This is a genomic window from Halanaerobium praevalens DSM 2228 (assembly GCF_000165465.1).
Lineage (GTDB): Bacteria > Bacillota > Halanaerobiia > Halanaerobiales > Halanaerobiaceae > Halanaerobium > Halanaerobium praevalens.
The window spans coordinates 1,787,324-1,800,311 of sequence record NC_017455.1; the positions used below are offsets into that span (position 1 = coordinate 1,787,324).

Below are 12,988 nucleotides of genomic sequence, written 5' to 3' on the forward strand. Positions count from 1 at the left end.
TGCCATATTTGTCAAGCATTGAAGCAAAGATAATAATTTTTTAAAATTTAAATACCAAAACTCCCTCCTATTATTTTGCTTAGGAGGGAGTAATTTATTAATTTGATCCTATTTTAATTATTTTTTAAAGCTGCTTGAGCTGCTGCTAAGCGAGCAATCGGTACTCTATAAGGTGAACAAGAAACATAATTAAGATTTGTTTTATGGAAAAACTCAATTGAACTGGGTTCTCCACCATGTTCTCCACAAATACCTATTTTAAAATCTGGCTTTTCTTTTCTTCCTAATTCAGTTGCTTTTTCAACTAATTGGCCTACACCCTCTTGATCTAAGACTTGGAAAGGATCTTTAGCAAAAATTTCTTGATCTAAATATTGACTAATAAATTTACCAGCATCATCTCGCGAAAATCCATAAGTCATTTGAGTTAAATCATTAGTTCCAAAAGAAAAGAAGTCAGCCTGAGCTGCAATTTTATCTGCAGTTAAAGCAGCTCGAGGAATTTCAATCATTGTTCCAACACTATAATCTATTTTAACACTAGCATTTTCTAATAATTCATCTGCAATTTCAATTGCATCATTTCGCAGAATAGAAAGTTCTTTTTCTGAACCAACTAAAGGAATCATAATATCAGCTTTAACTTCGTAACCTTCTTCTTCTTTCACTTCTAAAGCAGCTGATATAATAGCTTTAACCTGCATTTTATAAATTTCTGGATAGCTAATTCCTAAACGACAGCCGCGGTGGCCGAGCATTGGATTCATTTCTTCAAGTTCATCAATAATTCTTTTTAATTCAGTGATTGGAATTCGAAGCTGATCAGCTAATTTTTGAATATCTCTTTCATTCTGTGGTAAAAATTCATGTAAAGGAGGATCTAATAATCTAACTGTTACAGTTTTATCCTGCATGACTTTAAAAATACCTTTAAAATCATCTTTTTGATAAGGGAATAGCTTATCTAAAGCCTTTTTTCTTTTCTTTTTGCTATCTGCAACAATCATTTCTCTAACTGAAATAATTCTTTCACTATCAAAAAACATATGCTCAGTTCGACAAAGTCCTATGCCTTCTGCCCCAAAATCAACAGCTACTTGAGCATCATTTGGTGTATCTGCATTAGTATAAACTCCCATAGTTCTATACTCATCTGACCAGTTCATTATTTTTTTGAAATTATCTGTTAGATGAGCATCAGTAGTTTCTACAACTCCAGCATAAACTTCTCCAGTACTTCCATTTAGAGAAATATAATCTTCTTCATTGAAAACTCGGTCATCTACAAAAAACTTTTTAGATGCTTCATCAACTTGAATATCTCCTGCTCCAGCCACACAGCATTTACCCATACCGCGTGCTACAACTGCTGCATGAGAAGTCATTCCACCCCTCGAAGTTAAAATTCCATTTGATTCTACCATACCTTCTATATCTTCAGGAGAAGTTTCTTTTCGTACTAAAATTACATCTTCCCCATCAGCTGCTGCCTGAGCTGCATCTTCTGAATTAAAATAAACTTTACCAGTAGCTGCTCCTGGAGAAGCGGCTAGTCCAGTTGCTAATAAATCAGCCTTTTCTAATTCTTCTTCTTTAAAATTAGGATGTAATAATTGACTAATATCTTCGGGATCTATTCTCATCACTGCAGTTTCTTTATCAATTAAGCCTTCTTCTTCCATATCAACTGCAATATTTACTGCAGCATCTGCAGTTCTTTTACCAGTTCTAGTCTGTAATAAATAAAGCTCTCCTTCTTGAATTGTAAACTCAATATCCTGCATATCTTGATAGTGATCTTCTAAAGTTTCAGTTACCTCTATAAATTCTTGATAGACTTCAGGCATCAAATTATTTAATTCCTCAATATCTTTAGGAGTCCTAATTCCTGCTACAACGTCTTCCCCTTGAGCATTAAGCAGAAATTCTCCAAATACCTTATTTTCACCAGTAGCAGGGTTGCGAGTAAAAGCTACTCCTGTACCAGAGTTATCACCTATATTACCAAAAACCATAGTCTGAATATTCACTGCAGTTCCTAAATCATGTGGGATATCATTGTGATTGCGATAAGAAATAGCACGAGCATTATTCCAAGAACTAAAAACAGCTTTAACAGCCATTAATAACTGTTTTTCTGGTGCTTGAGGAAATTCTACATTTTTACGATTTTTAATCAAATCTTTAAAATCTTGAATAATCTCTTTTAAATCTTCAACAGTTAGATCTGTATCATTATCATAATCTTTTTCGTCTTTTTTATCTTCTAAATAATTATCAAATTCATAGCCTGGAATCCCCAGCACAACATTACCAAACATTTGAATTAAACGACGATAACTATCATAAGCAAAGCGCGGATTTGATGTTTTTTTAGCAAGCCCTTTTACACTTTGATCATTTAGACCTAAGTTTAAAATTGTATCCATCATTCCTGGCATCGAGATTACAGCACCAGATCGAACCGACACTAATAGTGGATCTTCAAGATCACCAAACTTTTTATCTAATTTTTCTTCTAAATCTTCCAAATGCTCAAAAATACTCTCTTTTAAACTGTCTTCTAGAACTTCCCCTATTTCAATATAGTGGATACAGGCTTCTGTAGTTAATGTAAAGCCTGGAGGTACTGGTAATCCTATTTTACTCATTTCAGCCAGATTTGCACCTTTACCACCTAACAATGATTTCATTTCTTTTTTACCTTCTTCGAAAGAATAAACATATTTCTTCAAAAAGAACCCCTCCTTTTTTTAGTTAAGATCATTAATGATATCAATCACTAAATTTGCTGCTTCTTCAACTGCTTTTTTAGTCATATCGATTACTGGACAACCTATTTTTCTCATTATTTTTTCAGCATACTCTAATTCTTCATAAATTTTTTCCACCGAAACATAATCAACACTATTATCCAAACCTAAAACTCTGATTCTTTCCCGTCTAATCTCAATTAAATCTGAAGGATCAATCATTAGACCAATAATTTTTTTGCGAGGAACTTCAAATAATTGTTCTGGCACTTTGGCTCCTTTAACTAAAGGAATATTTACTACTTTATAATTTTTATGAGCTAAATACATGCTTAAAGGTGTCTTAGATGAACGTGAAACTCCAATCAAGACTATATCAGCTTTTAAAATACCTCTTGGATCTTTACCATCATCATATTTAACAGCAAATTCTACTGCTTCAACTCTTTTAAAATAGTCTTCATCTAATTTACGAATTATTCCTGACTCTCTAGTTGGTTCTTCATTTAAAAATTCTGTAAAAGCATTTAAGCTTTCAGTCATAACATCAATATAATGGATTTCTTTTTCTTGACATATAGCTTGTAAATACTCTGAAATTTCTTGATTAACTATAGTATAAACAAAAATTGAATTTTTAGGATCAAGGTCCTCCATAATATTATCGATTTTAAGCTTACTTTCAACATAGGGATATTTTTTAATTTCATAATTTGAAGCTTGATACTGTTCTGCTGAAGCACGTGCTACCTGTTCAGCTGTATCTCCAACTGAGTCTGATAATACATAAACTACAAAATCTTTTATCATATAATCACCTTATTTAAAGAGCTTAGGCCAAATTAAAACTCTATGTATTTTTGCTACCACCACCTATATTATTTTATTCTTTTGAAAAATTAAATTAATCTTATTAAAAAAAATTAAACAAAAATTTAAATAATAAAGTAGTAGAGCTATTCTTAAAATTTAATAAAGCAAATTAGTCCTTTCATTATTATTTTTCGCCTATTTTAATAATTCGCTATTCGGCAAAAAATTCCTTTTTTTAAACTAATAAAATTCTATTCAAAATAAACTAAATATTATAAAAAAAGATGTATCCCGATAAAAGGATACATCTTTTAAATTCAAAAAGTTATTGAGTGTAATGGACTTACATCATACCGCCCATTCCACCCATGCCACCCATTCCGCCCATTCCTCCGGGCATACCAGCTGGCATTCCACCACCATTGCTATCATCGTCTTCATTACTATCATCAGCAACTAAGCATTCAGTGGTTAAAAGCATTGAAGCAGCACTTGAAGCATTTTGTAAAGCAGAGCGAGTAACTTTGGCTGGATCAATAATTCCAGCTTTAATCATATTTACATACTCACCTTTTAATGCATCAAAACCAATACCTGCTTCTTTTTCTTTAACTCTTTCTACAATAACAGATCCTTCGTGACCTGCATTATTAGCAATTTGTTTAATTGGAGCTTCTAATGCTTTACGCACAATATCTACTCCAGTACCTTCATCTCCCTCTAAATTAAGATCATCAAGGGCAGACATAACTTCTAAGAAGGTAGTACCTCCACCTGCAACTAGACCTTCTTCTACAGCTGCTCTAGTAGCAGATAAAGCATCTTCGATTCTATGCTGTTTTTCTTTTAGCTCAGTTTCTGTTGCGGCACCAACCTGAATTACTGCAACTCCACCTGCTAATTTAGCTAATCTTTCTTGTAATTTTTCTCTATCAAAATCAGAAGAAGTTGATTCAATTTGCTTTCTTAACTGAGCAATTCTATCTTTAATTTCTTCTTTATCACCATTACCTTCAACAATAGTTGTATCATCTTTAGTAATAGTTACTTTATGTGCTTGACCAAGATCATTGATACTTGCGTTTTCAAGCTTTAGACCAAGATCTTCAGTGATTAAGGTTCCACCAGTCAAGACTGCAATATCCTCTAACATTGCTTTGCGACGATCTCCAAAACCAGGAGCTTTAACAGCTACACAATTAAAGGTTCCTCTAATTTTATTTACAACTAAAGTAGCTAGAGCTTCACCTTCAACTTCTTCAGAAATAATCATTAAGCTTTTACCTGATTGAGCAACTTGCTCTAATAAAGGTAAAATATCTTGAATACTCGAGATCTTTTTATCTGTAATTAAGATATATGGATCTTCTAAAGAAGCTTCCATTGTATCAGTATCAGTTACCATATATGGAGATAAATAACCTCTATCAAATTGCATACCTTCTACAACTTCTAAGGAAGTTCCCATGCTTTTTGACTCTTCTACAGAAATAACTCCATCTTGTCCAACTTTTTCCATAGCTTCTGCAATTAATTGACCTACTTCTTGGTCATTTCCTGCAGAAATAGAAGCAATCTGTGATACTGCTTCTTTACCTTCTACTGGCTTAGATACTGAAGCAATCTCTTCAGTTAATTTTTCTACTGCCTTTTTAATTCCTTTTTTAAGTAACATTGGATTGGCACCAGCAGCAACATTTTTAAAACCTTCTTTTAGAATTGCTTCTGCTAATACAGTTGCAGTTGTTGTACCATCACCTGCAATATCATTAGTTTTAGTAGCAACTTCTTTTACTGCCTGTGCTCCCATGTTTTCATAACGATCTTTAAGTTCTATTTCCTTAGCAATACTAACTCCATCATTAGTAATTGTAGGAGAACCAAAGCTCTGTTCTAAAAGTACATTACGTCCTTTTGGACCAAGTGTTACCTTAACTGCATTTGCTAAACGTGAAACTCCACTTTCTAATTTACGACGTCCTTCTTCACCAAATTTTAACTGTTTTGGCATCTAAATCCCTCCTGTATGATTAAACTGAGTTATTTTTTAAAAGTAAAAGTAAAAATCAAGCTTAAATATTTTCTTCTTTAATTAATTACCGCTAAAACATCATCCATTGATAAGATTAAGTATTCTTCACTATCAACTTCTATTTTGGTTCCAGCATATTTGTCAAAAACTACTGTATCTCCAACAGCTACTTCTGCTTCTCCGCCTTCTGGGGCGATATTTTGCCCAACAGCTACAATTTCACCTTGCTGTGGCTTTTCATCTTTAGTTGCTGTATCAGGAAGTACAATACCTCCTTTAGTTTTTTCTTCACCCTTATCTTCAACAAATTTTACTGCAACTCTGTTATTTAATGGTTTAATACTCATTTAAAAATAACCCCCTTCTAATATTATATTCTTTTTTCTGATTAGCTTATTAATTAGCACTCATTTAAGTCGAGTGCTAACAAGTACTGTAAATATAATATCTAAGACAGAAGCGAAAATCAAACCCTCTAAAATGTCTTAAAAAGCTTTTAGAGTCTATTAAAGTATATTAGAATAAATTAAAGCACTCATTCTTTGATTAACATCAAATATTTTTCAATAGTAACCTAAAAACATTTTAGATTAAAATTACTTCTGCTTTAAAATAGTCTTCTAGTTGATTATAATGTTCTCCTAAAAGATCATTACCATAATAATCATAAATAATTTGAGGTAAAATAATTCTTTCAATTTTTTGCTTAGAACTAGTTTTAATATTTTGAATTAAGTCTTGATTGCAAAGTAAACCAGCTGCTACAATTGAACCTCCAAAAAAATTATTTTTTGCTTTTATTAAATCTAAATTGTAATTGCTATTTAAATATTTGGCCAAAAATTCTCTGATAAAATCATAAGCTAGAACAGAAGTTAAAATTACTGTTGCTTTATTTTGAGCTTTTTTATAACTTTCTTTAATATAAGCCTCTAACTTTCTCTTTTTAGTCAAACTTAAATCATAAGACATAATTAGACCTGAACTTTGTTCTTTTTCTTTAATCAATTTTATAACAAATTTTTCATTCCCGTTTTGACATAAAAGGATTGGGTTTTTAGCAGTTTTTATTTTATAAAAAGCATCAACTCGAGTTTTAACAGCTTGATGATTAACCTCTAAGATAATCATACCACTTTCTAAACCAACTGCATCTGCTGGAGAATTAGCTAAAACTGCTTTAATTTCAGCTTTTAATGTTTTTATTAATTGAGGTTCAATAATAATTGGATAAGAATAATTTTCTTTTTCAGATTTTATAAATTGATTTAATTTATAATATTCTCCTTGGTCAAGAATTAAATTTTCCGCAGCAAAACTACTAAATCCTGGCATAAAAACTCTTAAACTTTGAGGTGGATATGATTCTAAAAAATCAAAACTAGCTTTTAAATATTTAAAGCCCTTTAAATGGTGCATTGAAACTATACTTGCTTCAAAATTTATTTCATTTTCTTTTAAAGCTGGAATTAATTTAAAAACATTTTTTGGTCTAGAATCATTCATTAAAAAAACCCGTTCGCTAGGAGCGGGGGCATTTAAAGAAATATTTAGTTCCAAAGGCTTTAAAGATTTAAATAATTTTATTTTATTTAAGTCAACAAAAGAACCACTAGTGGTTATTTTAATTTCTATTTTCGGCCAGCGCTGACGCAGGTATTTAAGGATTTGATAAATATTAGGGTGAACAAAAGGCTCTCCTTCAATAATTTTACTTGCAGACTCACCGATAAAAACTGGTTTTTGTGGATTTAAAAATTCAATCATAGTTTTAACTAATTCAAAATCTAAATGGCCAAAACTATAAGTCTCTACTTCTGGTGGATTATTTTTATGACTACAAAAAATACAATTCAACTTACAAATTGAAGTTATTGGTAAAATATTATCTTCTCTAACTGTTTTAAATATAATTTCTTCTTTATTTTTCAATTTTATCACCTATAATTTTAAAGATGGATCAGCACTCAGACTTAAAGGAGCAAAATCTTTTTCTAAATATTGATAATAGGCAACTGCTCCAATCATAGCAGCATTATCAGTACAAAGCTCTAAGGGTGGATAATAAAAATCTAAATTAAAGCTTTTTAATTTTTTACTTATTACTTTTCTTAATCTTTGATTTGCTGCTACTCCCCCTGATAAAACAACACTCTGCACTTCATAATTCTCTACTGCCTTAATTAAATTAGCAACTAAACTGTCTACGACAGCTGCTTGGAAACTAGCTGCTAAATCATTTTTATCGATTCTATTTCCTCGCTGATCTTCATTATTAACATAATTCATAACAGCCGTTTTTAAGCCGCTAAAACTAAAATTATAACTATTGCCTAAATCAGCTCTCGGAAAATCTATAGACTCTGGATCACCTCTAAGAGCTGCTTTTTCAATCTCTGGTCCTCCAGGATAGCCTAAACCTAAAAAACGAGAAATTTTATCAAAAGCTTCTCCAGCTGCATCATCTATAGTTTTGCCTAAAATTTTATAGCCTCTTAAATTTTCAAAATATAATAAATTACTATGACCTCCAGAAATAGTTAAACAAATAAGCGGCTTTTTAATTTTAGGATTAGCAATGAAATTAGCATAAATATGACCAACAATATGATTAACACCAATTAAAGGTATATCTAAAGCTAAAGAAATAGTTTTAGCTGCAGTTAAAGTAACTAATAAGCCACCAACTAAGCCTGGGCCATAAGTAGCAGCTACAGCATCTAAATCTTCAAATTTAAGGCCTGCTTCAGCTAAAGCTTGATCAATTACAGGTAATAAAAGCTCTAAATGTTTGCGTGAGGCAATTTCAGGCACTACTCCCCCAAACTTTTTGTGCAAATCAACCTGAGATGAAACTACATTTGCTAATACTTCTAATCCGTTTTTGTTAATTGAAGCTGCTGTCTCATCACAAGAACTTTCTAAAGCCAAAATATAAATATCTTCTGTCTTATTTTTTATTTTCACTATTTCCACTCCCGTATTTCTGTTCCCAATTAATTTCTGCTTGAGTTTTTTTAAGATAAGCAGGTTTAAGCTGATAAATATCATCTTTTTGATCTAATTCAATATAGTTTTGACCTAATCTAGCTAAAACTGCTGCCCGAGGAAAATTATTTTCAGCTGCAGTAGTTTTGATTTTAAAATCATTTGCTCTTAAAACTTTAGCAACTGCTGCTGTCTTTTCTCCGACAATAGCAATTTCTTTATTTTGATAAGCACTTAAAATTTCAGGTAATTTTTTAATTTCAGTACTTGCTGCCTTTTTTAGCTCTATTAAAGAATTATTTTCTCTATTATTTAAATTATTATAAAAAGCATAATAGACTCTTTCTCTTCGAGCATCAAGTAAAGGCAAAATATATTTTGCCTCCAGACCAGCTGCTATAATTTCTAGAGTACTAACTCCTTTAACAGGAATAGAAAAGATTCTAGACAACATTTTAGCAGTTGTAATGCCAATTCTCAACCCAGTAAAAGAACCAGGGCCTGTAGCAACAGCAATTCCATCTAAGGCTTCAATTTCAATTTCTAAAAGCTGAAAAAATTGCTTAATTAATGGCAGCAGTTTTTCACTATGTTTTCTCTTTAAACTTAAATTATATTCCCCTTTAAGCTGCCCTGAATCAATTAAACTTAATCCTAAAATATCGCTTGAAGTATCAATTGCCAAAATTAACATTCTTTATTCAACCTTTCTATTATCAATTTACTTTGTTCTCCTTCTCCTCTAACTACTATTTTTCTTTTTTGAGCAGCTATTTTAGTGATTTCTATAAAAATAAAATCAGCTGGGATAAGGGCTAAGGCTAAATCGGGCCATTCTATAAAGATTACTGCTTCTCGATCTAAATAATCTTCAAAGCCAATATCTAATAGTTGATCACTCTGCTCTAAGCGATAAAGATCCATATGAATGATCTCAGTTTCAGCTTGATATTCTTGGATTAAATTAAAAGTTGGGCTTGTCACATCATCTTGATAGCCAAGTTCTGCCGCTGCTGCTTTAGTAATTAATGTTTTACCTGTACCAAGCTCACCTTTGAGCAAAATTAAAGCTGGACTTGTAATTAAATTAGCTAATTTAGCTGCAAATTTTTTAGTCTCTGCTTCTGAATCTGTAATTAAATCATAAATTGCAGCCATTTAATTTCCCAGCTCCTCTGAACGCTCTGCTGCAGCTTTAACAGCTTTAATAACCGTTGAACGGAAGCTATTTGCCTCTAGCTCAGCTAATCCAGTAATTGTGGTTCCAGCAGGAGAAGCCACCATATCTTTTAATTCAGCTGGATGTTTAGCTGATTTCAAAACCATTTCTGCTCCACCTTTAACAGTTTGAGCAGCTAATTTAAGGGCTGTTTTACGATCAAGACCTTTTAAAACTCCTGCATCAGCTAAAGCCTCAATAAAAAGATAGACAAAAGCTGGCCCACTTCCACTAAGCCCAGTAACTGCATCCATTTTATCTTCACTAATTTCTACTGTTTCTCCTAAAGCTCCAAATACTTTTTCAATAAAATCTTTTTCGTGAGGTTTAACTGTTTTAGAATAATAAATTGCACTCATTCCAGAAGCAACTAAAGCTGGAGTATTCGGCATAACTCGAACTATTTTGGCTTTTTCTCCAAAATATTGACTAAAGAGAGATTTTTTTATACCAGCAGCTACAGAAACAATAATCTTATCTTTAGAATCATTTTTTATTTCTTCTAAAACTTTCCTTATAATTTGCGGTTTAACAGCTAAAATAATAAGATCAGCCTTTGCTACTGCCTGAAGATTATCAGCAACAACTTTTGTTTTAGAAAACCTAGCTTCTAATTCAAAGTTCGGATCTGAAACTTTTTTATCTGCTACTATAATTTTTTCAGCTTTAATTACATCTTTTTCTAAAATACCACTTAAAATAGCTTTACCCATATTTCCAAAACCAATAATTGCTAAGTTCACTTAAGCTTCCTCCTTTTTATTCTCTAATCTGACCATTACCCATAATTATATATTTAGTTGTAGTCAATTCTTTTAAACCCATTGGTCCTCGAGCATGAAGCTTTTGGGTGCTAATTCCAGTCTCTGCACCTAAACCAAATTCTGAGCCATCTGTAAAACGAGTTGAAGCATTAATATAAACTGCTGCTGCATCAATATCATCTAAAAATGAGAGGGCAGTAGTATAATTTTCAGTTATTATAGCCTCAGAGTGTTTAGTTCCATAAGAATAAATATGTTCTACAGCTTCTTCATAATTATCTACAATTTTAACAGCCATAATATAATCTAAAAATTCTTTTTCATAATCTGCTTCAGTTGCTTCTTTAATCTTCGGTACAAGTTCTCTAGTTTTTTTACAACCTCTTAATTCAACCTCACTTTCAGCAAAAATACGGGCCATCTCAGGTAAAAAATCAGCTGCAATCTCTTGATCAATAAGCAATGTTTCAGCTGAATTACAGACGGCGGGGCGAGAATATTTAGCATTAAATACTATTTTTTTAGCTTTAGTAAAATCTGCCTCCTTATTTACATAAACATGGCAATTACCCACTCCAGTTTCAATTACAGGTACTTTTGATTCATTAACTACTTTTTGAATCAAACCGGCTCCACCACGAGGAATTAAAACATCTAAATAATCATTTAAAGTAAATAAAATATCTACTGCCTTCCGATCAGTTGTCTCAATCAACTGTACAGCTTCTTGAGCCAAACCAGCAGCTTTTAAACCAGACTGAATAATCTTAGTTAAAATTTTATTTGAATTGAAAGCATTTGAGCCTCCGCGTAAAATAACACTATTACCTGATTTTAAACACAGACCAGCTACATCAACTGTAACATTAGGGCGCGCCTCATAAATAATTCCGATTACACCTAAGGGAACTCTTTTCTTTCCTATTTGCAATCCATTTGGTCTTTTCCACATTTGAGGTATTTCTCCAATTGGATCTTCTTGAGCAGCAACTTCTCTGAGACCTAAAGCCATTGACTCAATTCTAGCTTCAGTTAATTTAAGCCGATCTAAAAGTGCCTTTGTTAAACCATTATTTTGACCCTTAATCATATCTTTTTCATTAATTTCTAGTATTTCATTTTTCCTTGCCAAAAGTTTATCAGCAATCAAATTTAAAGCTTTATTTTTCTCTTTAGTTCCAGCTTTTGCTAACTGACGCGAACTTATTTGAGCTGCTTTGGCCTGTACAATCAAATTTTCTCTAAGACTCACTTTTATCTCCCCCTACAACCATATTATCTCGATGAATAACTTCACTTTTATTAAAATAACCTAAAATCTCTTCAATCTTATTTGAATGAGCACCTTTAATCTTTTTTATTTCTTGAGCACTGTAATTAACAATACCCTTAGCAATTTTTTCTCTGCCTTGATTAATCAGAACTGGATCACCAGCTTTAAAATCACCCTCAACTTCAGTAATTCCACCAGGAAGTAAACTTTTTCCTCTTTTAAGCAAAGCTGCAGCTGCTCCCTGATCAATAATCAATTTTCCTGCTGCTGGTAAATTAAAATTTAACCATTGCTTTCTTTTAGACAACCGCTCTTGAGCAGTTAAAAAAGTTGTCCCAATATTAGATTCATTATTTTCAGCCATCTCAACTATTTTTAAAAGTGAATTTTTTTTCGCTCCAGGACCAATAATCATCATTACCCCTGAGTTAATAGCAATTTTGGCAGCCTCAATTTTAGTCTCCATACCTCCAGTTCCAACTTTACTTCCTTTACCACCTGCCATTTTCTCTATTTCAGCAGTGATATTTTCTACCTTAGAAATAAGTTTTACATTCTCATAATCTCCATTTGGATTAGCATTATAAAGTCCATTAACATCAGATAAATTAATCAATAAATCAGCTTCTACTAAGCCAGCTACTCTAGCTGATAAAGTATCATTATCACCAACTTTAATCTCATTTGTAACAATAGTATCATTTTCATTAATAATTGGAATTACTTCATGCTCAATTAAATTTTCTAAAGTATTAAAAGCATTTAAATAACGATTTCTATTTTCAAGATCACTTGAAGTTAATAAAATTTGAGCACATTTTGCTCCATATTGTCTAAAAAATTTATTATAAATTCCAATTAAAAGACCCTGCCCTACAGCTGCACAAGCCTGTTGTTCTGGGATAGAAGCTGGCTTTGTCAAATATCCAAGCTCACCCATTCCAGCAGCAACTGCTCCTGAACTAACTAAAATAATTTCTTTTCCCTGATTTTTAAGATCCACCAGCTGTCTACTTAAAGAATCTAATTGACTAAAGTTTAATTTCCCATTTTGATTAGTCAAAGTACTACTACCTACTTTAACTACAATTCGATTAAATTTCATATTTTATCATCCTGTTCTTAAATTAAAAATAAATCTTTCTT

Annotated in this window: 11 protein-coding genes; all 11 read right to left on the reverse strand. The window is 31.9% G+C overall.

The window, feature by feature from the left end; all coding sequences use genetic code 11:
* Positions 1-113 precede the first annotated feature (113 nt).
* Positions 114-2,735 carry a pyruvate, phosphate dikinase gene (ppdK, locus tag HPRAE_RS08240; protein WP_014553761.1) on the reverse strand — a complete coding sequence of 874 codons (2,622 nt, stop codon included), beginning with the start codon at positions 2,733-2,735 and terminating at the stop codon, positions 114-116.
* 18 nt (positions 2,736-2,753) lie between these two features.
* Positions 2,754-3,563: a pyruvate, water dikinase regulatory protein gene (locus HPRAE_RS08245; RefSeq protein WP_014553762.1), complete on the reverse strand. Its 810-nt coding sequence runs from the start codon at positions 3,561-3,563 to the stop codon at positions 2,754-2,756.
* Between the two features lie 346 nt (positions 3,564-3,909).
* Positions 3,910-5,577, reverse strand: coding sequence for a chaperonin GroEL (gene groL / locus HPRAE_RS08250; RefSeq protein ID WP_014553763.1), 1,668 nt, complete (start codon positions 5,575-5,577; stop codon positions 3,910-3,912).
* A gap of 77 nt (positions 5,578-5,654) precedes the next feature.
* Positions 5,655-5,945 carry a co-chaperone GroES gene (locus HPRAE_RS08255; protein WP_014553764.1) on the reverse strand — a complete coding sequence of 97 codons (291 nt, stop codon included), beginning with the start codon at positions 5,943-5,945 and terminating at the stop codon, positions 5,655-5,657.
* Positions 5,946-6,183: 238 nt separating this feature from the next.
* A complete protein-coding gene (locus tag HPRAE_RS08260) occupies positions 6,184-7,530 on the reverse strand; it encodes a DUF512 domain-containing protein (protein WP_014553765.1) in 1,347 nt (448 codons plus the stop codon).
* Between the two features lie 9 nt (positions 7,531-7,539).
* Positions 7,540-8,565, reverse strand: coding sequence for a tRNA (adenosine(37)-N6)-threonylcarbamoyltransferase complex transferase subunit TsaD (gene tsaD / locus HPRAE_RS08265; protein WP_014553766.1), 1,026 nt, complete (start codon positions 8,563-8,565; stop codon positions 7,540-7,542).
* Positions 8,549-9,280 (reverse strand): tRNA (adenosine(37)-N6)-threonylcarbamoyltransferase complex dimerization subunit type 1 TsaB, encoded by a 732-nt coding sequence (gene tsaB, locus HPRAE_RS08270; protein WP_014553767.1) that lies wholly within the window; start codon positions 9,278-9,280, stop codon positions 8,549-8,551. The genes tsaD and tsaB overlap by 17 nt, the downstream gene beginning before the upstream one ends.
* A complete protein-coding gene (locus HPRAE_RS08275; RefSeq protein WP_014553768.1) occupies positions 9,274-9,744 on the reverse strand; it encodes a bifunctional tRNA (adenosine(37)-N6)-threonylcarbamoyltransferase complex ATPase subunit type 1 TsaE/phosphotransferase in 471 nt (156 codons plus the stop codon). Before HPRAE_RS08275 ends, tsaB begins: the two co-directional genes overlap by 7 nt.
* Positions 9,745-10,548, reverse strand: coding sequence for a pyrroline-5-carboxylate reductase (gene proC / locus HPRAE_RS08280; RefSeq protein WP_014553769.1), 804 nt, complete (start codon positions 10,546-10,548; stop codon positions 9,745-9,747).
* A gap of 16 nt (positions 10,549-10,564) precedes the next feature.
* A complete protein-coding gene (locus tag HPRAE_RS08285) occupies positions 10,565-11,821 on the reverse strand; it encodes a glutamate-5-semialdehyde dehydrogenase (protein ID WP_014553770.1) in 1,257 nt (418 codons plus the stop codon).
* Positions 11,811-12,947 (reverse strand): glutamate 5-kinase, encoded by a 1,137-nt coding sequence (gene proB / locus HPRAE_RS08290; RefSeq protein ID WP_014553771.1) that lies wholly within the window; start codon positions 12,945-12,947, stop codon positions 11,811-11,813. Before proB ends, HPRAE_RS08285 begins: the two co-directional genes overlap by 11 nt.
* Positions 12,948-12,988 lie beyond the last annotated feature (41 nt).